We start from the raw sequence: 19,783 nt of genomic DNA, 5'->3' as shown, positions 1-19,783 counted from the left end.
CAGAGCCCCCGTTCCGGCCGACTCCCCCCGACGGCCGGAACGGGTTGAGAGGCCCTGTCGACCCACCCCCCCCGGTCGACAGGGCCTCGTTTCTGTTTTCCGGCCGTGATGGTTGTGCGAGGGTGCGGGACCGGCGCTTTCACCGGACACACGCCCCTCGCACACTTCGATGCACCCCGACGGTCCGCCGAGGACCGCGACGGACCCGGGCCCACCCCGGGCCCACCGCGGCTGACGGGCCCGGCGGACCCCGGTGGACCCCGGCGAACCCCTTGGACCTCAGCGGACCGGGATCTCCAGGACCACCTTGGTGCCGCCGTCCGGCCCCGCCACCATGTCGAAGGTGCCGCCGAGCTCGCCGGTGGCGAGCGTCCGGACGATCTGCAGCCCGAGGTTGCCCGCCTGCTGCGGGTCGAACCCCTCCGGCATGCCCTTCCCGTCGTCCTGCACGGTGATCAGCAGGTACTCCTCCGGCCTGGCCCCGCCGTTCCAGCTGTCCGACCAGCCCATGCCGGTGGCCGGCGCCCGCCCGCGCAGCGCGGAGACCTCCAGGTTCCCGGAGGCGGTCGGGCCGAAGGCGTGCTCCAGGGCGTTCTGCAGCAGCTCGGTCAGCACCATGGCCAGCGGCGTCGCCACCTCGGCGGAGAGGATGCCGAAGCTGCCGCTGCGGCGGGTCGCGACCCGGCCGTCCTGGGACAGCTCCATCACCATCGCCAGCACCCGGTCGGCGATCTCGTCGAAGGCGACCTGCTCGTCCAGCGCCTGCGAGAGCGTCTCGTGCACGATCGCGATCGAGCCGACCCGGCGGACCGCCTCGTCCAGCGCGGCCCGGCCGGCGTCCGAGTCCATCCGGCGGGACTGCAGCCGCAGCAGCGCGGCCACCGTCTGGAGGTTGTTCTTCACCCGGTGGTGGATCTCCCGGATGGTGGCGTCCTTGGTCATCAGCTCGCGGTCGCGCCGGCGCAGCTCGGTGACGTCCCGGCAGAGCACCAGGGAGCCGGTCAGGGTGCCCTTGGGCTTCAGCGGGATGGCCCGCAGGGTCACCACCCCGCCCTGCACCTCGACCTCGGTCTGCCGGGGCGCCCAGCCGCTCGCCAGCTTCACCAGCGCCTCGTGCACGGCCGAGCGCGAGGGCGGGACCAGCTCCGCGGTGGCGCGGCCGAGGTGGCTGCCGACCAGGTCGGTGGTGAGGCCGAGGCGGTGGTAGGCGGAGAGCGCGTTGGGGCTGGCGTAGGTGACGATGCCGTCGGCGTCCAGCCGGATGAGGCCGTCGCCGACCCGGGGCGCGGCGTCCATGTCGGTCTGCTCGACGCCGGGGTACGGGAAGGCGCCGGCGGCGATCATCTGCGCCAGGTCGGAGGCGCTCTGCAGGTACGTGAGTTCGAGCCGGCTGGGGGTGCGGACGGTCAGCAGGTTGGTGTTGCGGGCGATCACGCCGAGCACCTTGCCCTCGCGGCGCACCGGGATCGACTCGACCCGGACGGGCACCTCCTCGCGCCACTCCGGGTCGCCCTCGCGGACGATCCGGCCCTCGTCGAAGGCGGCGTCCAGCAGCGGGCGGCGGCCGCGCGGGACGAGGTGGCCGACCATGTCGTCCTGGTAGGAGGTGGGGCCGGTGTTGGGCCGCATCTGGGCGACCGAGACGTACCGGATGCCGTCCCAGGTGGGGATCCACAGCACCAGGTCGGCGAAGGACAGGTCGGAGAGCAGCTGCCACTCCGAGACCAGCATGTGGAGCCACTCCACATCGGCACCGGTCAGGGTGGTGTGGCGGCGGACGAGTTCGTTCAGCGAGGGCACATGGCGAGGGTAGCTCCAGGCCGGGCGCGCGGGCCTGTCGCACCCGCCCGCGCCGCCGGTCCGCACGCCCTCCCGAAGTTGTCCAGACCAATTTTCGGAGCCCCCTGGACAAGCCAGATTGGTCTAGTCCACAATGAAAGGGCACCAAGGAGAGGCCCCCCGCGCAACTGCCCTGACCCGCGCGAGGCCCCTCCTCGGTCGGACGCCGCCGAGCGAGGACCCCGCACAGTTCTCGGTCGACCACGGTGCCCGACGACAGCTCCGGGCTGCGGTGCCGCACGGGTTGAGGGTCCCGTGTCGGCGCCGTGGCCCGTAGTGCTTTCCGCGCCCGACGACAGCTCCGGGCGGGTGGTGCGACCAGGACCCTTCTCCGCCGCTCAAACGCCGAACCCCCGCCCACAACCTGTGGACGGGGGTTCGGCGTTGCGCGTTCGGCGCCGGTGCGGCGTCAGTGCGTCTCGGTGACCTTCGCCAGGGCGCGCGGGGCGTCCGGGTCCTGGCCGCGGGCGATGGTGACCTCGTAGGCCAGCTGCTGGAGCGGCAGGATCTCCAGAATGGTCTGGACCTCCTCGGGCACGCCGGCCGGCAGCGCGAAGCCCGCGGAGGCGGCGTCCACCTGCGCCCGCTGTCCGATGACGACCAGGTCCGCGCCGCGGCCGCGCAGGCGGTCCAGGACCGGCTGCAGGGCCTCGCCGCCCTTGCCGTCCGGGACGATCGCGATGACCGGGGAGACGTTGTCCACCATGGCCAGCGGGCCGTGCAGCAGGTCGGCGCCGGAGAACGGGGAGGCCGGGATGTAGGTGGTCTCCATCAGCTTCAGCGCCGCCTCACGGGCGGTCGGGTAGCCGTAGCCGCGCGAGGTGATGACCAGGCGCTGGGCGAAGCGGTAGCGCTCCGCCAGGGCCTTCACCTCGGCCTGGCGGGCCAGGATGCCGGCGGCCAGCGACGGCAGCTCCTTGGCGGCCGCGCCGTCGCCGCCGCGCAGGCCCTCCACCAGCAGGTAGAGCGCCAGCAGCTCGGCCGTGTAGGTCTTGGTGGCGGGCAGCGCCTTCTCCGGGCCGGCCAGCACGTCGATGTGGAACTCGGAGACCTCGGCCAGCGGCGACGCGGCGTTGTTGGTCACCGCCAGGGTGATGGCACCGGCCTCGCGGGCCGCCTTGGTGGAGGCCACCAGGTCCGGCGAGCCGCCGGACTGGCTGACGGTGATCACCAGCACGTCGGTGAGGTCCGGCTTGGCGCCGTACGCGGTGGTGGTCGACATCGAGGTCAGACCGGCCGGCTTGCCGAGCAGGATCTCGATCAGGTACTTGGCGTAGAGCGCCGCGTTGTCGGACGTGCCGCGCGCGGTCAGCAGGACGAAGCGCGGGTTGCGGGCGGCGATCTCGGCCGCGATCTCGAAGATCTTCGGGGCACCCTCGTCGAGGATGCGCTGGAGGACGGCCGGCTGCTCGGCCATCTCCGCCGCCATGATCCGGCCGGGGACGGGGACAGTCTGCGTGTCGGACATCTGGATGTGCCTCCGATGAGATGGTTCGACCCCACGCGGGCGGGGATGCCCGGCGGGGACCTCTACGGCGGCGAGTCCGCACACTCGCTGCGGTGATTCCTGCGGCAATCCTACGGGGGCGGTCCCCGTGGAGCACATTCGAGAGCCCCTCCCGGCGCTGCGGGAGGGCCCCTCGTCGGACGGTGGGGCCCGCGGCCCCGGATCAGCCCTGCTTGTTGATCAGCTGGTCGATCGCGGCGTCCGCCTCCTTGGCGGCCTGCTCCACGGGCTTGTTGTTCTTGAGGATGGCGGTCAGCATGTCGGGCAGGATCTTCTGCTTCTCGATCGCGCCCCAGCCCGGCGCCAGCGGGGTGAACCAGGCGTCCGGCACCGCGTTGGCCGCGGCGGCCGTGGCCGGCTTGCTCTTCAGCGGGTTCAGCTGGGTCAGGTTGTTCGGCAGGATGTCCCTGTCGGCCAGCGCCTGCTCGGACTTGCCGCTGGTGAACATCCGGATCCAGTCGGCGGCCAGCGGGGCGACGTTCGACTTGGCGGTGACGGCGAGGTCCGAGCCGCCGATGAAGGTCGGCAGCGGCTTGCCACCGGGGCCGGGCATGGTCGCCACCTTGACGGCGTCCTTGAGGGTCGGGTCGCCGGTGACCGGTGCGGTCACGCTGGCCGCCTCGTAGCCGTTGCCGTAGAAGGCGCCGGCGCGCCCGCGGGCCATCGCCTCGTACTGGTTCAGCTCGTTCACCGCGAGGTCGCCCTTGTTGTACTTGCGCACCAGGTCGACGAAGTGGTTGAGCCCCTGCACGGACTTGGGGTCGCTGAGCGTGCCGTGCCAGTTGCCGCTGCCGTCGAAGCGGGCGATGGCGCCGCCGTACGCGGAGACGTAGCTCATCGCGGCGTACCAGTACGGGCCGGGCAGGTAGAGCGCCGAGTACGTCTTGTCGGACTTGTTCTTGTCGGCCAGCCTGTCCAGCGCCGTCCGCAGTTCGTCCTCGGTCTTGGGGAAGTCCGCGCTGCCGGTGGCCGTCTGGAAGGCGGCCGAGTTGTAGACGGCGACCCGGGCGCCCGCGTAGTAGGGCACGCACCAGAGCTTGTCCTGGTAGGTGCAGGTGTTGGCGAGCGCCTTGATCCAGGCGTCGGAGTTCTCGAAGCTGCTCCGCTCCACCGGGGCGAGGGCGCCGGAGAGCACGTACTTCATGGTCTCGGTGTTGCCGAGCTCCACGACGTCCGGGGCGGTGCCCTCGGCGAGCGCCTTGTCCAGCCGGGTGACCTTGTCGGCCCAGCCCTGGTAGGAGAGCCTCAGGGTGACGTTCGGGTACTTGGCGGCGAACTCGTCGTTGACCCGCTGGACGAGGTCCGGCCAGCTCTTCTGGGCGTCCTCCATCAGCCAGACCGTCACCGTCCCGGTCGCCGACTTCGGGTCCGCCGATCCGGCCTTGCCGTCGGCCGACGGCGAGGCCGTCGAGGAACAGGCCGTCAGTCCGGCGGCCAGCGCCGTGATCCCGATTGCCGCCATGAGCCGACGCTTGTTCACGTCATCCTCCGAGGGTGCTAGAGCCTGGGTGCCCGCCGGCAGCGCCGGCGCCCGTCGGGAGGGATCTCCGGAAAGGGGCGGCGAAGTGCTTCGGGAAGGGCCGATACCACATCCGGTGAGGTTTGAGTTCGAACCGGATGGGTGGAGCCTGGCCTAGACCACTTGCGGTGTCAACGTGAAATGGCCTACCGGCAAAGGACGTTGCAGACCTGTTGTACCGCGTGGCGATCAGTCGTGGCGCCATCACCCTAAGTAGAACTTAAGGCTGCCTTAAGGGGGATTTGAGGGAACATCGACAGGTGGCGAAACCGCAGGTCAACGCGGGAAAGACGAAGCGGGCCCGCCATGCGACATGCGCATGACGGGCCCGCTCGTGGATGCCCTCCCGGCACCCTGGGTCACTGTCCGACAGTGGGTCAGCCGATCGCTCCCGGCTGCCCGGTGAGCACCTCCACCGCCGCCAGGCCGCAGACGCGGGCGGCACCGTGGGTGGCGATGTGCAGCGCGCCGACCGGCTCGGACTGCGGCAGGCCCATCTCGACCACCGCGGCGTCCGGCCGGGCCGCCACCAGACGGGACAGCGCTGCGGCCATCCACGCGTGCCGGTGCGCGTCCCGGACCACCAGCACCAGGCGGCGGCCCTCCGCCCCGGCCAGCACCCCGGCGACCAGCCCGTCCAGCTGCTCCGGGGCGGCGTCCTGCGGGCCCACCTCGCGGGTGCGGGTGCCGGGGAAGCGGTCGGCCAGCATGCCGGCCACGCCCCACGGGGTCACGTCGCCGACGGCGATGTTGGGCTCGTCCGAGAACGAGGCCACGTACGGGCGTTCCGTCACCGGCAGCACCTCGCGACCCGGCGCCCGGACCACCCGCAGCGCGCGGCGGGCGGCCCGCAGGCCGACCGCGAGGTCCGGCTCCAGCCGCTCGCCCTGGGCCGCGATCCGGCCCCAGCTGCCGAGCGCGCGGACCCGGCCGGCCGCGTCCGCCAGCCGCTCCTCCGGCAGCCTGCCGGACTGCACGCCCGCCACGATGGCGTCGCGCAGCATCAGCACGGTCTCCTCGTCGGCCAGGCCGCCGCCGACGCAGATCGCGTCCGCGCCCGCCGCCAGGGCCAGCACGGTGCCCTCGCCCATCCCGAAGGTGTCGGCGATGGCGCCCATCTCGATGGCGTCGCTGACGATCAGGCCCTGGTAGCCCAGGCCGCCGTCGGCCGGGGCGGCGCGCAGCAGGTCGCGCAGCACCCGGGGACTGAGCGTGGCCGGCAGCTCCGGGTCGAGCGCGGGGATCATGATGTGGGCCGTCATCACGGCCTTGGTCCCGGCGGCGATCGCGGCCTCGAACGGGATCAGGTCGCGGGCGCGCAGCACGTCCAGGTCGACGTCGATCACCGGCAGGCCGTGGTGCGAGTCGACGGCCGTGTCGCCGTGCCCGGGGAAGTGCTTGGAGCAGGCGGCCACGCCGGCCGACTGCAGGCCCTCCACCCAGGCGGCGGTGTGCCGGGCGCACAGCTCCGGGTCGGCGCCGAACGAGCGGACGCCGATCACCGGGTTGCGCGGGTTGGAGTTGACGTCCGCGGTGGGCGCCCAGTTGTAGTTGACGCCGGCCGCGGCCAGCGCACGGCCCAGCTCGCGGGCGACGTCCCGGGTGAGCGCCGGGTCGTCGATCGCGCCGAGGGCGAAGTTGCCCGGCCAGGACGAGCCGGAGCCGGCCTCCAGGCGGGTGACGTCGCCGCTCTCCTCGTCGATCGCGATCAGGAGGTCCGGGTTCTCCTCGCGCAGCGCCTTGGTGAGGGCGGCGAGCTGGTCCAGGTCGGTGACGTTGCGGTCGAACAGGGCGACCGAGCCGAGCCCGGCCGCCAGGTGGCGGCGGACCCACTCCGGCGGCTCGGTGCCGACGAAGCCGGGCTGGAGGACGGTCAGCGCGTCACGGTGCAGCTGGTCACTGGCAGGCAGAGTGGGGATGAGGATGCTCACGTGGGATCAGCCCTTCACTGCACCGTCGGTCAAGCCGCCGACGGCCTTGCGCTGGAGGAACACGAACAGGACCAGGATCGGGATCGCGAAGAGCGACGACGCCGCCATGGTGGCGCCCCAGTCGGTGCCGAAGTTGGTCTGGAAGGAGGAGAGCCAGAGGGGGAGGGTCTGCGCCGAGTCCTTCTTGCTCAGCATGTTCACCAGCGGGAACTCGTTCCACGCGGTGATGAAGCCGAACAGCGAGGTCGACATCAGGCCGGGGGCGAGCAGCGGGAAGATCACCTTCATGAAGGCCTGGGCCCGGGTGCAGCCGTCGACCATCGCCGACTCCTCCAGCTCCTTCGGCACCGCCGCGATGAAGCCGCGCAGCGTCCAGATGGTGAAGGGCAGGACCATCATCATGTACAGCGCGGTCAGCGGGACCAGGCTGTTCAGCATGTCGTTGTCGCGCACGATGAGGTAGGCCGCGATGACCATCACCTCCCAGGGCGCCATCTGGGCGGCCATGACCACCAGGACGAAGCCCTTGCGGCCGCGGAAGCGCATCCGCGCGATCGCGAAGGAGGCCAGGGTGGCGATCGCCAGGGAGATCAGCACCGCGCCGACGGTGACGATGAGGCTGTTGGTGACGTACGTCCAGAAGTGCGGGACGTGCACGGCCCGGTCGAAGTGCTCCAGGGTGCCGTCCAGCGGCAGGAAGACCGGCGTCCGGCTGATGATGTCCTTGTCCTGCTTGAAGGCGGTCGCGAACATCCAGTAGACGGGGAACAGGAAGAAGACGAAGAGGACGACCGCGATCGCGTTCGGCCAGGTGCGTCCGATGAGCGAGCGCCTCACAGCTCGTCCTCCTGCTTCAGAATGATGCGGAAGTAGTACGCCATCAGCGCCCCCAGCATCAGGATGGTGAGTACCGCGATCGCGGAGCCGGCGCCGAAGCGCTGGGCGCCGATGCCCTCCAGGAAGGCGTGGACCGGCAGGGTGCGGGTGAGGCCGTCCGGGCCGCCCTTGTTGATCAGGTAGACCTGGGTGAAGGCCTTGAAGACCCAGATGACCTCGAGGAAGGTCGTGGCCAGGAAGAACGGCTTCATGATCGGGAAGATCACCGCGCCGAAGATCTTGGTGGAGCCGGCGCCGTCCATCCGGGCCGCCTCGTAGAGCTCCTTCGGGATCGTGGTCAGGCCCGCGTACATGTTGAACGCCACGAACGGGACCGACTGCCAGACAATCAGCAGGATGATCACGAAGAAGGTCGAGTACTGGCCGCTGGTCCAGTTGAAGTGGGCCATCGAGTGCCAGCCCAGCTGGTCGAGGAACCAGTTGACGACGCCGAAGTTCTGGTCGAAGAGCCACTGGTAGACGGTGGTCGCGGCGACCACCGGCATGGCCCAGGCCAGGATCAGCGAGATCGACAGCATCAGCCGCATCCGCTTGCCCAGGCGTTCGAGCAGCAGGCCGATCAGCGAGCCGATCACCATGATCAGGACGACGTTGACCACGGTGAAGACCACCGTGCGCAGGGTGATCGTCCAGAACTCGGAGTTGCCGAGCTGGTCGGTGTAGTTCTCGAACCCGTTCCACTCGGTCAGGTGCTGGATGAACTGCCGCTTGTTGAGGTTCTGGAACGAGACCACAACCGTCTTCAGCAGCGGCCAGCCCAGCAGCACGAGTGTCGCGGCGATGGCCGGCAGCAGTAGCAGGTACGGCGTGGACCTGGCCGCCAGGCCGGGGCCGTCCGCGCGTCTGCCGCTCTTCTTCGGGGCGCCGGCGCCGACGCCGGTGATCTCCTCGGTAATGGCCACGGCGGCCTTCCCTGATTCCCGGGACTGTGTCTGCACCCGCTCCGAATGCACAGCCATCGTTCTCTCTTCCTGACAACCGACCACGACGGACAGGCGCCGCTCACCGGCTCCCCGCCGGGAGTCGGTGAGCGACGCCGCTCAACTGCCTACTGCTTCTGGTTGAGACGCTTCGCGATCTCGTCGTCGGCCTTCTTGGCCGCCGCGGCGTAGTCGCCGGTCAGGGCGGAGGTCAGGAAGTCCTTGATCGGGTTGGGCTCGTTCTCGACGTTGGTCCAGGTCGGGACGTTCGGGGTGACCGCACCGTTGGCGGAGGCCGGCAGGGCGGCCTTGGCGAAGTCGCCGGTGACCTTGCTGTTCAGCGCGGTCTTGTTCGGGATCGAGCCGGACGAGGCGACCAGACCCTCGTTCTTCTCGTTCATGGCGATCTTCAGGAAGCCCTTGGCGAGCTCCGGGTTCTTGCTCTGCTGGGCGATGGCCAGGTTCGAGCCGCCCAGGAAGACGCCGCTCGGCTTGTCGGCGGTCTTGCCGGGGAGCGGGAAGAAGCCGATCTTCTCTGCGGCCAGCTCCTCGGGCTTCGGGAGCTCCCAGCCGAGGCCGATGATGGTGCCGATGTCACCCTTGGCGAAGACGTCCTTCTGCTGCGGGGTGGCCTCGTCCTTGTCCTTCGGGGCGGTGGCCGAGTAGCTCTGCAGCTTCTTGTAGGTCTCGAAGGCCTTCTGCGCCTCGGGGGAGGACAGGCCGCCCGCCCACTTGTCGCCGTCCTTCTTGGCGAGCTTGCCGCCCTCGCTGGTCAGCAGGCCGAAGTAGGCGTACCACTCCTGGCCGGGCATGTAGAGCGCGTCCTTGACGCCCGCGACGGCCTTGACCTTGTCCAGGTCGGCGTAGAACTCGTCCAGCGTCTTCGGCGGGGTGGTGATGCCGGCCTTGGTCCAGATGTCCTTGTTGTACGTGACCACGCGGTTGGTGAAGTACCACGGGGCGGCGTACTGCTTGCCCTCGAAGATCGAGGACTCGTTCAGGTTGGCGGCCCAGTCGGCGCCGCCGAGGTCGTTCTTGTCCTTGGTGATGTCCAGCAGGCCACCGGTGGCCGCGTAACCCGAGGTCTGGGTGTTGCCGATCTCCAGGACGTCGACCGAGCCCTCGGACAGGGCGGCGGTGACCTTCTGGCCGATGCCGTTCCACTTCTGGGTCTGGATGTCGAGCTTGGCACCCGGGTACGCGGTGGCGAAGTCGGCCTTGACGCTGTCCTCCCAGCCCTTGGGGGCGGAGCCGTCCATCAGCCAGACGGTCAGGGTCTTGCCGTTGTAGTCCTTGGCTGCAGCAGAGGTCGAGCCGCTGGCGTCGTTGTCCTTCTTGCCGTCCGAGCCACAGGCCGCCAGGCCGACGACCATTGCTGCGACGCCGACCGCCGCGATGAGCTGACGCTTCACGCCATCCTCCTGAGGGATGCCTGGGTTACCCCCGTCGGGTGGCAGCGGCAGACCCACGTAAAGCGGGAGGAAAGGCGCCGCGGACCCCAGCGAACGGGTGGGGGGATTCATAGTGACCGGCCTAGTGGTGTAGACCAGATGCCTGGAGCTTGGCCTAGACCAATGGGCCTGTCAACGGCTGTTCAAGCGATCTGGACCACCCGTTATCAAGCCGACACCGCACATCGTTCATCGCGTGATGAGGTATTCGTTCCGTAGCCATACATGCAACGATGTGAGCTGTTAACGAAGTGGCGCGACCCTCAAGGGCCGCGCGAGAAGCGGGAGACAGGTCCGATGAGCAGCGACGGGGGCAGCACGGCCCAGGTCAACGACCCCCAGGTGAAGAACCTCCCGACGCAGGCCGGCGCAGACCCGACCGCGCGGGTGCCGAAGTACTACGGCCTCAAGCGCCACCTCCTCCAGCTCACGGAGACCCAGCCCGCCGGCACCCCCGTCCCGCCCGAGAGGGCGCTCGCCGCGCAGTTCGACACCTCGCGCACCACCGTCCGCCAGGCCCTCCAGGAGCTGGTGGTCGAGGGCCGGCTGGAGCGCATCCAGGGCAAGGGCACCTTCGTCGCCAAGCCCAAGGTCGCCCAGGCCCTCCAGCTGACCTCCTACACCGAGGACATGCGCGCCCAGGGCCTGGAGCCGACCTCCCGGCTGATCGAGATCGGCTACATCACCGCCGACGACCGGCTCGCCCCGCTGCTGGACATCAAGCCCGGCGGCCGCGTGCTGCGGATCGAGCGCCTCCGGCTGGCCAACGGCGACCCGATGGCCATCGAGGTCGCCCACCTCTCCGCCAAGCGCTTCCCCGCCCTGCGCCGCAACCTGGCCAAGCACAACTCCCTGTACACCGCCCTGCGCGAGGTCTACGGCGTCACCGTCGCCGAGGCCGAGGAGACCATCGAGACCACCCTCGCCACCCCGCGCGAGGCCGGCCTGCTCGGCTCCGACCTCGGGCTGCCGATGCTCCAGCTCGCCCGGCACTCCTTCGACGCCGACGGCGCCCCGGTCGAGTGGGTCCGCTCCATCTACCGCGGCGACCGCTACAAGTTCATCACCCGCCTCAAGCGCCCCGAGTAGGGCGGCCACTCCCCCGAGTGCTCCACGGGCACCGGCGTACGCGGGCGCGTACGCCGGTGCCCGTTCGCGTCCGGCCCGGGTGCGGGCGTCCGGATAGCGGGAAGTTCTGTCAATTCCGGTGACACAGATCACTTCATGCTCTAGATTTCGCGACCGTACTGACTGCTGATCACCACCGGTGCTGCTCGGCGGGCTCACGGGGGTTGTGCGGCTCCTCTGGGTTGCGGCCCCAGGGGGTGAGCCCTCCGAGCGGAGCCGATAAATGTCGTCAGACCTCGAACCCAACGAACCTGTCATGCCCGAGCCACCGGACCCCGCGTCCGTTCCCGCCGTGACACCGGAACGGGTGCTGGCCGGGCTCGCCCTCCTCGTGCCGATCGTCGCGATGCTCTGGGTGTCCTCCTACGACAAGACCGACCCCGAGGTCGGCGGGGTGCCGTTCTTCTACTGGTACCAGCTGCTCTGGGTGCCGGTGTCGGCCGTCTTCACGGTGGCCGCCTACCTGCTGATCACCCGGGACGAGAAGGCCCGCAAGGCCGTCCGGACGACCGGGGGCGCGCGATGAGCGGTGTCAACGTCCCGGCCCTGACGGTGTTCGTGCTCTTCTTCGTCCTGGTCACCGTGATGGGCTTCCTCGCCTCGCGCTGGCGCCGGGCCGACGACGCCCAGCACCTGGACGAGTGGGGCCTCGGCGGCCGCAGCTTCGGGACCTGGATCACCTGGTTCCTGCTCGGCGGCGACCTCTACACCGCGTACACCTTCGTGGCCGTCCCGGCCGCCGTGTACGCGACCGGCGCGGCCGGGTTCTTCGCGGTGCCGTACACGATCGTCGCCTACCCGCTGGTCTTCCTCTTCCTGCCCCGGCTCTGGTCGGTCTCCCGGGTGCACGGCTACGTCACCCCGGCCGACTTCGTGCGCGGGCGGTACGGCTCCAAGCCGCTCGCGCTGGTGGTCGCGCTCACCGGCATCCTCGCCACCATGCCGTACATCGCGCTCCAGCTGGTCGGCATCCAGGCGGTGCTGGACGTGCTGGGCGTCGGCGGCGGCGAGAACGCCAACTGGTTCGTCAAGGACCTGCCGCTGTTCATCGCCTTCGGCGTGCTGGCCGCGTACACCTACTCGTCCGGCCTGCGGGCCCCGGCGCTGATCGCGTTCGTCAAGGACACGCTCATCTACATCGTGATCATCGTCGCGGTGATCTACATCCCGATGCGGCTCGGCGGCTACGGCCACATCTTCGACGCGGTCGGCCAGAAGTTCAGCGCGCCCAAGGCGGCGGGCTCGCTGACCGTGCCGGAGAACAAGCAGTGGACGTACGCCACGCTGGCGCTCGGCTCGGCGATGGCGCTCTTCATGTACCCGCACTCGGTGACCGGCGTGCTGGCCTCGAAGTCCCGCAACACGGTGCGCCGCAACATGGCGATCATGCCCGCGTACTCGCTGATGCTGGGCCTGCTGGCGCTGCTCGGCTTCATGGCGATCGCGGCCGGCATCGGCAAGGGCGACAAGAAGTTCAACGCCCAGCTGTCCGTCCCGCAGCTGTTCGAGAACATGTTCCCGGACTGGTTCACCGGGGTGGCCTTCGCGGCGATCGGGATCGGCGCGCTGGTTCCGGCCGCCATCATGTCGATCGCCGCGGCCAACCTGTTCACCCGCAACGTCTACAAGGAGTTCCTGAAGCCGTCGGCCACCCCGGCCGACGAGACCAGGGTCGCCAAGCTCGCCTCGCTGCTGGTGAAGGTCGGCGCGCTGGCCTTCGTGATGACCATGGACAAGCAGGCCGCGATCAACCTCCAGCTGCTGGGCGGCCTCTGGATCCTGCAGACCTTCGTCTCCATCGTCGGCGGCCTGTTCACCCGCTGGTTCCACCACTGGGCGCTGTTCGCCGGCTGGGCGGTCGGCATGATCTACGGCACCTGGGAGGCGTACGACATCGCCAGCCCCGCCACCAAGCACTTCGGCGGCAACGCGGCCGAGATCCCCGGCATCGGCGAGCTGGGCTACATCGGCCTGACCGCCTTCGTGCTCAACCTGGCGGTCTCGGTGGTCCTCACGCTGGCGCTGAAGGCCTTCAAGGCCCCGGAGAGCCCGGACGAGACCCGGCCCGGCGACTACAGCGCCGAAACCGGCGACGAAGAGCTGAAGAACGCGCCGGAGCCCGTGGCGGCGCACTGATTCCCCCTGCGCGCGCCCTGTGACCGCGCCGTCTCCTCCGTGAACACTGGAGGAGGCGGCGCGATCATATGTATGAACGGCCGCACGTGCAGGGAACCACCGGACCGGGCCGGCAGCCGGCCGGCACCGACCGAACCCACGGATCGACCCACGGGGAGCAGCGTCGATGGCAGAACTCGGCACCACACTCAACGGCCAGCACCAGCACGCCCACCAGCACGCCCACGCACCCGGCACACCGCCCGCCGCACCGCCCGCCGACGCGGCGCCGGCCGTCCGGCTGCCGTCCGTGCTGATCGCCACCCGGCACGGCGAGTCCACCGCCAACGTGGAGTTCCAGCTGGCCGAGGCGTCCGGCGCGCTGAGCGTCCCGATCAACTGCCGGGACGCCGACATCCCGCTCTCGCTGCACGGCCGGCAGCAGGCCCAGGCCCTCGGCCGCTGGTGGGCCGGCCTACCCAGCGCCGACCGGCCGCGCAGCGTCTGGTGCTCGCCGTACGTGCGCACCGCCGAGACGGCGCGGATCGCCCTCGCCCAGGCGGCCGGGCTCGGCGCCGTACCGGTCTCGCTGGCCGTCCGCCACGACGAGCGGCTGCGCGACCGCGAGCTGGGCGTCCTGGAGATGCTGCCCCGGGCCGCGATCGAGGCCAAGCACCCGGAGGAGGCCGCCAGACGCCGCAAGATGGGCGAGCTGTACTACCGCCCGCCCGGCGGCGAGTCCTGGGCGGACGTGGCGCTGCGGGTGCGCAGCCTGCTCCGCGACCTCTGCGCCGAGGAGGCCGGCCGGCCCGTCCTGGTGGTCGCGCACGACTGCACGGTGCTGATGCTCCGCTACGCGCTGGACCGGCTCACCGAGGAGCAGCTGACCGCGCTGGAGCCGGTGCGCAACTGCTCCACCAGCCTCTGGCGCGCCGAGGGCGGACGGCTGCGGCCGGCGCACTGGAACGAGACCGGGCACCTGGCCGTCGGCTGACCGCACCGGGCCGGCCGGCGGCTGGGCGGCCGACGGCTGGGCGGCCGGCCCGCGCCCGCGCTCCCCGGCGGACGGCCCGCCCGTGCGTCGGCCCGTCGGCTCGTCAGCCTGTCGGCCCGTCAGCCCGCCATCGGCTCGGCGAAGCAGCGGCGGTAGGCCAACGGGGTCGTCCCCAGCCGGCGGCCGAAGTGGTGGCGCAGCGTCGCCGCGTTGCCGAACCCGCAGCGGGCGGCGATCGCGTCCACCGGCTCGGCGGTGGACTCCAGCAGCCGCTGGGCGAGCAGCAGCCGCTGCCCGATCAGCCAGCGGTGCGGCGTCGTACCCGTCTCCTGCTGGAACCGGCGGGCGAAGGTGCGCGGCGACATGTGGGCCCGGGCCGCCAACTGCTCGACGGTGGACTCCTCGTCCAGGTGGTGACGCATCCAGTCCAGCAGCGGGGCGAGCGACTCGCCGGTCCCCTCCGGCAGCGGGCGGGCGACGAACTGCGCCTGCCCGCCCTCCCGGTGCGGGGCCACCACCATCCGGCGGGCGATCCCCCGGGCCACCTCCGCGCCCTGCAGCCTGCGCACCAGGTGCAGGCAGGCGTCGATGCCGGCGGCCGTGCCGGCCGAGGTGATCACCGGGTCGTCGTCCACGTAGAGCACGTCGGGCTCGACGGTGGTCCGGGGGAAGCGCGCGGCCAGCTCGGCGGTGTGGCGCCAGTGCGTGGTGGAGCGTCGGCCGTCCAGCAGCCCGGCGGCGCCGAGGACGAAGGCGCCGCTGCAGATGGAGAGCGCCCGGGCGCCGCGGTCCACGGCCGCGCGGACGGCGTCCACCAGCGGCGCCGGGAACTCCTGGAGCGCCCCGACCGCCGTGACCACCACCAGGTCCGCCTCGGCGAGGCGCTCCGGGCCGTACGGGACGTCGACGGAGAAACCGGCGTGCGTGCGGTGCAGGCCCGGGCGGGCCCCGGCGAGGGCGAAGTCGTAGCCGGGCAGGCCGTCGGCGGTCCGGTCCAGGCCGAACACCTCGCTGGCCACCCCGAGTTCGAAGGGGTGGACCTCCTCCAGCACCACCGCGACCACGTTCTTGAGCATGCCGCCCAGCATGCCCCCGCGAGCGGGCCGGGGGGAAGGGTCGCGGTGGCAGTATTTCGATGTGATCGGGCATTCCTGCCACTCGTGGCCGTCCGGCGGCGCCGGGAGAGTGGAGCCATGGACTCCGACACTCTCGCGAGCGCGCTCGCCTTCGCCGGCATCGTCGGCGGCTTCGGACTGCTCGGCACCCTGATCGGGCGGGACGTCGCCCGGGGCGCCGCCAACGGCCGCGACAACTGGCACCGGCCCGGCGGCCACCCGGTCGACCCGGCCCTGCCCGACCGGCTCTACGGCACGATGCCCGCCGCCTCGCTCCGCCCGTCCGCGGACCCGGCCACCGCGCCGCGCGTCGCCGCGCCGCGCGTCGCCGCCCCGGTGCCGTCCGCTTCCGGGCGCTCCGCCACACTTGCCGCATGGACATCGTCATCCGCCGGGCCGTCGAGGCCGATCTCGAAGCAGTCGGAGCCGTCACCCACGAGGCCTTCGTCGGTGACGGTCACAGCCCCGCCGACGGTCCCTACGCCGCGCAGCTCGTCGACGCCCGCCCCCGCTTCGAGCAGGCCGAACTCCTCGTCGCGGTCGACCCGGCCGGCGGACTGCTGCTCGGCTGCGTGACCTTCGCGGTCGGCGGGACGGCCTTCGCCGACATCGCGCGGCCGCACGAGGGCGAGATCCGGATGCTCGCGGTCGGCGGCGCGGCCCGGGGCCGGGGGGTCGGCGAGGCGCTGGTCCGGGCCTGCATCGCGCGCAGCCGGGAGCTGGGCCTGGAGGGGATGGCGTTCTCCACCCGGCCGTCGATGACCTCCGCGCACCGGCTCTACGAGCGGCTGGGCTTCCGGCGGACGCCGGAGCGCGACTGGGAGGTGCGCCCCGGCGTCCCGCTGCTGGTCTACACGATGACCTTCTGAACGGCGCCGCCCCGGACCACGCCCCGGACGAAGGCCCCCACGAAGCCCCGACGGTGACGGACCACCGGCGGGGCCGGGGTCACTTCTTGTCGTAGCCGGGCGCCACGTAGATGGTGTACCGGCCGTGCTCCCCGCTCTTGACCACGGTGACCACCCGGTACCCCGCGCTCTTGAGCGTCGGCTGGATCGCCTTGTCGGTGGCGCCGGTCTGGGTGAAGTCCAGCACCACGACCTTCCACTCGTGCGCCTCGATGCCGGCCTGGATGGCGGGCACCCCGACCTGCTGCTTTCCGGTGGCGGGGTCCCGGCGGTAGACCGCCACCAGGTCGTGCCACTGCTGCCAGTTGCTCTGCTCGCGCAGGTAGTAGGCGGGCACGTTGTAGTTCTCGACCAGGTACCTGTCGTCGCCCTTGGCGATGTACGGCTTGAGGGCGGCCACGAAGGACTCCGTGTTCGACCACTCGCCGAACATCTCCCGGCCCTGGGCCGCTCCCGCCCAGCCGAGCGGGCCGACCACCAGGGCGGCGACCACGACACCGGCCGTGACGTGGACGCGCTTCTTCAGCGCGACCACGACCCGGGCCAGCAGTGCGCCCACCACGATGCAGGCGAACCAGGCACCGAAGTCGACGTGCTTCTGCAGCGAGAGCCAGGTGTGGATGCGGATCTGGTTCGCCGGCGCGAGCATCCCGGCGACCAGCAGGACGCCGGCGAGGCAGGCCTCGGACCACGCGCTCCCGCCGCGCCTGCGCGCCGCCACCAGCTGCACCACCACGCCCACCAGGGCCACCAGCAGCAGGGGGCCCACCCACTTGGCGGCCTCCTCGGCCACGTACGAGTAGGCGTCGTGGCCGGGGGCGCGCTTCAGGGTGGTGTGGTTGAAGCCGTCGATGTAGCGCTTCCCCGCCAGCAGGGCCGCCACGGCCATCGCCGCCACGAAGGCGGCCAGGAGCTGGAGCCCGCGCTTCCACCGCACCCACGCGCCGGGGGCGCCGCCGGAGCCTGCGAAGACCGCGACCCCGCACACGACAGGGACCCAGAGCAGCGCGGCGTACTTGGTGCAGCCGGCCAGCGCCAGCAGCAGGGCGGACAGGACCATGCTCGGATAGCCGCCGCCGGTGGTCAGGCGCACCGCGAGGTAGCCGGCCCAGGCGAGCAGCGCCAGCGCCATCGAGTCGTAGGTGGCCAGCCCGCCCAGGAACTGGGTCGGACCGAGCGCGGCGAACGCCGCCGCCGCGCAGAACGCCGCGAGCGACCCGTGCAGCCGCCGGGTGGCCAGGTGGACCGCCACCGTCGCGGAGAGCATGAAGGCCATGCTCAGCAGCCGCGCGGTGGTCAGCCCGCCGAGCATGTCGGCCACCGCCACGACCACCGGGTAGATCAGCGGGGAGCCCGAGAAGAAGGTCTCGTACGTCGCGACCGGGGTGCCGTGCGCGAGGTTGGCGATCTCCTGGTAGCCCGCGTAGATGTAGGTGCCCTCGTCCACGAAGGCGGTGTTGCTGCGGAGCAGGTGGAAGGAGAGCGCGCCCTGGACCAGGAGGACGGCGAGCAGCGGCAGCAGGTCCGTCCGGAGCCCGGGCCGGGGCACCTTGACCACCGGCACCGCCGTCCGTCTCCGGCGCCCGCGCGGGGACGACGGCCCGCCGTCGGGGCCCGCCGGTCCGCCGGGACCGGACGCGGGGCCTGGGCCGGAACCGGGACCGGCCGCGCCGACCGCACCGGGCCGGACGGCACCCGCGGAGGCGAGTACGGGCCGCCGGGTGGACTCGGGCCGGATCCAACGGCCGTCCGCGCTCATCAGGTACTGCTCCTCAACTTCGGGACGACGCGCCCGGTACGCCGGGTACCGGGGCTCGGTGCGCCATGAGGCGCCGGGGCGGTCCTTCGCCCCGGCGCCATGACGGGTGTCTTACGACGGACGGCCGGCCCGTACGGGAGTTGCTCAGCCGCCGGTGAGCCAGGCGGCCGTCGGCGGGACGGCCGGCGGCGAGCTGGGGCCTGCGACGATCTTCACGATGTCGGCCTCCGGCAGCACCTGGTCCCAGGCCTGGATGTCGGCGACGGCCCCGTGCCAGGGGTCGCTCCACTGCGAGTTCGAGCTGAGCCGGCCCAGCTGGAGCGCGTTGGTGCCGCTGCTCTGCACGCCGGCCGCCGGGGCCGAGGCCTGCGCCGCGCCGTTGACGTAGAGCGTGATCTGCTTGCTCGACGCGTCGTAGACGCCGGTCAGCAGGGCCCACTGGTTGACCGTCGCGTCGCCCTTGGAGTAGACGACCACGGAACCGCCGCCGGGGAGCTGCACCTTGAAGTACCAGAGGTTGCGGCCGTCCTTGGTCGCGCGCCCGAGCGCGTAGGAGTAGTAGGCGCCGTCGCCCTGGCTGACCGCGCAGCGGACACCCGCCGGCACGTCGACGAACACCCGGGTGGACACGGTGAAGCTCTTCCCGGTGTCGACGACCGGCTGGGCGCTCTGGGCGAAGGAGTTCTGCCCGCTGGGCAGCTTGAGCACCTGTCCGGCGAACCCGGCGACCGAGCCCGTCTTCGCGTCGGAACCCAGGCCCAGCGCGGCCGTTCCCTTGGTCGCCGGCAGTGAGCCGACGGTCGTCGGGCCCGGGATGGCGCGCGGCGGCCCGCTGGGCGTTCCGCCGCCCGTCGAGCTCGCGCCAGGGGTCCCGCTTGACGTGGCGTCGGGGGACTTGGGCGCCTCGGCCGTCGCGCTGGGAGTGCCGTCGGCGGACGGGGTCTTGTCCCCCTGACGCATCACCATGACGCCGGCGCCGGCGGCGCCGATGACCACGACGGCCACGGCGGCACCGATCAGCCGGAACCGGCGCTTGCGCTTGGCCTGCTCCTCGTTCCGGGTCGCCAGCGCCTCCCAGTCGGGCGTGCTGGAGGCCTGCGCCGGGAAGCCGCCCTGCTGCCAGGGCTGGGCGGGCGCGCCGGGGTTGGCGGGGCCGGTGGGCGCGGTGGGCGTCATCGGCACGGTGGACGCGAGCGGCGACGTGGGCGTCATCGGCACGGTCGACGCGAGCGGCGACGAGGGTGTCATCGGCACCGTGGACGCGAGCGGCGACGTCGGCCCGGTCGGCGCGGCAGGCGCGGCGGGCGCGGCGGGCGCACCCGGCGGCGGGCCGAACGCACCGCCCGGCTGCTGCTGCGGCACACCGGCCACCGGCGGCACCGGGGCAGGCGGCACCGGCCCCGGGTTCACCGGAGCGGGCGGCGGGACCTGACCGGGCGGCACGGCACCGGGCGGCGGGACCTGACCGGGCGGCACGGCACCGGGCGGCGGCACCTGACCCGGAGGTATCGGGCCGGCCGGGGGCTGCGCTGAGACCGGCGGCTGTGGGGAGGCCGGGTCCGGGGGCGGCGGCCCGAACGCGCCGATCGGCGGCTGCTGCGGGGACCACCCCTGGTTCTGCTCCGGCTCGCCAGTCGGTACCGGTCGATCGCTCATGTGTCGGAATGGTAAGGCATGGTTCGCCCAACGCCCATGGAGGG

At 71.8% G+C, this 19,783-nt stretch carries 16 protein-coding genes; 6 read left to right on the top strand and 10 right to left on the bottom strand.

Annotated elements, in window-relative coordinates; genetic code table 11:
• Nucleotides 1–279 precede the first annotated feature (279 nt).
• From ACFC1F_RS01530 to ACFC1F_RS01500, 7 genes are all read right to left on the bottom strand, one after another.
• Entirely contained in the window at nucleotides 280–1,800 is a 1,521-nt protein-coding gene (locus ACFC1F_RS01530; RefSeq protein WP_307853004.1) for a PAS domain-containing sensor histidine kinase, read from the bottom strand.
• Between the two features lie 448 nt (nucleotides 1,801–2,248).
• On the bottom strand, nucleotides 2,249–3,307 hold the full coding sequence (locus ACFC1F_RS01525) for an SIS domain-containing protein (RefSeq protein ID WP_209411221.1): 1,059 nt from the start codon (nucleotides 3,305–3,307) through the stop codon (nucleotides 2,249–2,251).
• 202 nt (nucleotides 3,308–3,509) lie between these two features.
• Nucleotides 3,510–4,808: an extracellular solute-binding protein gene (locus ACFC1F_RS01520; RefSeq protein WP_376154888.1), complete on the bottom strand. Its 1,299-nt coding sequence runs from the start codon at nucleotides 4,806–4,808 to the stop codon at nucleotides 3,510–3,512.
• Nucleotides 4,809–5,242: 434 nt separating this feature from the next.
• Complete coding sequence (locus ACFC1F_RS01515; RefSeq protein WP_376154886.1) at nucleotides 5,243–6,796, bottom strand: glycoside hydrolase family 3 protein; 1,554 nt, start codon at nucleotides 6,794–6,796, stop codon at nucleotides 5,243–5,245.
• A gap of 6 nt (nucleotides 6,797–6,802) precedes the next feature.
• The gene (locus tag ACFC1F_RS01510; RefSeq protein ID WP_209411219.1) at nucleotides 6,803–7,633 is read right to left on the bottom strand and encodes a carbohydrate ABC transporter permease; all 831 of its coding nucleotides are present in this window, start codon (nucleotides 7,631–7,633) and stop codon (nucleotides 6,803–6,805) included.
• Entirely contained in the window at nucleotides 7,630–8,652 is a 1,023-nt protein-coding gene (locus ACFC1F_RS01505) for a carbohydrate ABC transporter permease (RefSeq protein ID WP_209411218.1), read from the bottom strand. Before ACFC1F_RS01505 ends, ACFC1F_RS01510 begins: the two co-directional genes overlap by 4 nt.
• Before the next feature lie 89 nt (nucleotides 8,653–8,741).
• Entirely contained in the window at nucleotides 8,742–10,025 is a 1,284-nt protein-coding gene (locus tag ACFC1F_RS01500) for an extracellular solute-binding protein (RefSeq protein WP_209411217.1), read from the bottom strand.
• Nucleotides 10,026–10,361: 336 nt separating this feature from the next.
• On the opposite strand from ACFC1F_RS01500, the gene ACFC1F_RS01495 reads away from it, so the two are divergent.
• From ACFC1F_RS01495 to ACFC1F_RS01480, 4 genes are all read left to right on the top strand, one after another.
• Nucleotides 10,362–11,153 (top strand): GntR family transcriptional regulator, encoded by a 792-nt coding sequence (locus tag ACFC1F_RS01495; protein ID WP_241002571.1) that lies wholly within the window; start codon nucleotides 10,362–10,364, stop codon nucleotides 11,151–11,153.
• A 295-nt stretch (nucleotides 11,154–11,448) separates the two neighbouring features.
• Nucleotides 11,449–11,718, top strand: coding sequence for a DUF3311 domain-containing protein (locus ACFC1F_RS01490; RefSeq protein WP_209411216.1), 270 nt, complete (start codon nucleotides 11,449–11,451; stop codon nucleotides 11,716–11,718).
• Nucleotides 11,715–13,328 (top strand): monocarboxylate uptake permease MctP, encoded by a 1,614-nt coding sequence (gene mctP / locus ACFC1F_RS01485; RefSeq protein WP_376154884.1) that lies wholly within the window; start codon nucleotides 11,715–11,717, stop codon nucleotides 13,326–13,328. The genes ACFC1F_RS01490 and mctP overlap by 4 nt, the downstream gene beginning before the upstream one ends.
• 166 nt (nucleotides 13,329–13,494) lie before the next feature.
• Nucleotides 13,495–14,301: a histidine phosphatase family protein gene (locus ACFC1F_RS01480; RefSeq protein WP_376154882.1), complete on the top strand. Its 807-nt coding sequence runs from the start codon at nucleotides 13,495–13,497 to the stop codon at nucleotides 14,299–14,301.
• Between the two features lie 119 nt (nucleotides 14,302–14,420).
• On the opposite strand, the gene ACFC1F_RS01475 is transcribed toward ACFC1F_RS01480, so the two are convergent.
• Nucleotides 14,421–15,377 (bottom strand): helix-turn-helix domain-containing protein, encoded by a 957-nt coding sequence (locus tag ACFC1F_RS01475; protein ID WP_148642978.1) that lies wholly within the window; start codon nucleotides 15,375–15,377, stop codon nucleotides 14,421–14,423.
• A gap of 413 nt (nucleotides 15,378–15,790) precedes the next feature.
• Between ACFC1F_RS01475 and ACFC1F_RS01470 the strand changes: the two genes are divergently transcribed.
• A complete protein-coding gene (locus ACFC1F_RS01470; protein ID WP_376154880.1) occupies nucleotides 15,791–16,285 on the top strand; it encodes a GNAT family N-acetyltransferase in 495 nt (164 codons plus the stop codon).
• Between the two features lie 79 nt (nucleotides 16,286–16,364).
• On the opposite strand, the gene ACFC1F_RS01465 is transcribed toward ACFC1F_RS01470, so the two are convergent.
• Nucleotides 16,365–17,882 carry a hypothetical protein gene (locus tag ACFC1F_RS01465; protein WP_376154878.1) on the bottom strand — a complete coding sequence of 506 codons (1,518 nt, stop codon included), beginning with the start codon at nucleotides 17,880–17,882 and terminating at the stop codon, nucleotides 16,365–16,367.
• Nucleotides 17,883–18,227: 345 nt separating this feature from the next.
• The gene (locus tag ACFC1F_RS01460; RefSeq protein ID WP_209411211.1) at nucleotides 18,228–19,259 is read right to left on the bottom strand and encodes a LamG domain-containing protein; all 1,032 of its coding nucleotides are present in this window, start codon (nucleotides 19,257–19,259) and stop codon (nucleotides 18,228–18,230) included.
• On the opposite strand from ACFC1F_RS01460, the gene ACFC1F_RS01455 reads away from it, so the two are divergent.
• The gene (locus ACFC1F_RS01455; protein WP_376154875.1) at nucleotides 19,249–19,515 is read left to right on the top strand and encodes a hypothetical protein; all 267 of its coding nucleotides are present in this window, start codon (nucleotides 19,249–19,251) and stop codon (nucleotides 19,513–19,515) included. The two genes, ACFC1F_RS01460 and ACFC1F_RS01455, sit on opposite strands and share 11 nt — an antisense overlap.
• The last annotated feature ends 268 nt before the right edge of the window (nucleotides 19,516–19,783 follow it).

Source organism: Kitasatospora sp. NPDC056181 (genome assembly GCF_042266225.1).
Lineage (GTDB): Bacteria > Actinomycetota > Actinomycetes > Streptomycetales > Streptomycetaceae > Kitasatospora.
Note: the sequence above shows the minus strand (reverse complement) of the source record. Positions and strands in the feature narration are given on the sequence as shown.

Coding starts and splice junctions, on each gene's coding strand:
- ACFC1F_RS01525 (WP_209411221.1), bottom strand. CDS start 3,307: ATGTCCGACACGCAGACTGTCCCCGTCCCCGGCCGGATCATGGCGGCG.
- ACFC1F_RS01505 (WP_209411218.1), bottom strand. CDS start 8,652: ATGGCTGTGCATTCGGAGCGGGTGCAGACACAGTCCCGGGAATCAGGG.
- ACFC1F_RS01475 (WP_148642978.1), bottom strand. CDS start 15,377: ATGCTCAAGAACGTGGTCGCGGTGGTGCTGGAGGAGGTCCACCCCTTC.
- ACFC1F_RS01470 (WP_376154880.1), top strand. CDS start 15,791: ATGGACATCGTCATCCGCCGGGCCGTCGAGGCCGATCTCGAAGCAGTC.
- ACFC1F_RS01520 (WP_376154888.1), bottom strand. CDS start 4,808: ATGGCGGCAATCGGGATCACGGCGCTGGCCGCCGGACTGACGGCCTGT.
- ACFC1F_RS01495 (WP_241002571.1), top strand. CDS start 10,362: ATGAGCAGCGACGGGGGCAGCACGGCCCAGGTCAACGACCCCCAGGTG.
- mctP (WP_376154884.1), top strand. CDS start 11,715: ATGAGCGGTGTCAACGTCCCGGCCCTGACGGTGTTCGTGCTCTTCTTC.
- ACFC1F_RS01480 (WP_376154882.1), top strand. CDS start 13,495: ATGGCAGAACTCGGCACCACACTCAACGGCCAGCACCAGCACGCCCAC.
- ACFC1F_RS01490 (WP_209411216.1), top strand. CDS start 11,449: ATGCCCGAGCCACCGGACCCCGCGTCCGTTCCCGCCGTGACACCGGAA.
- ACFC1F_RS01460 (WP_209411211.1), bottom strand. CDS start 19,259: ATGACGCCCACCGCGCCCACCGGCCCCGCCAACCCCGGCGCGCCCGCC.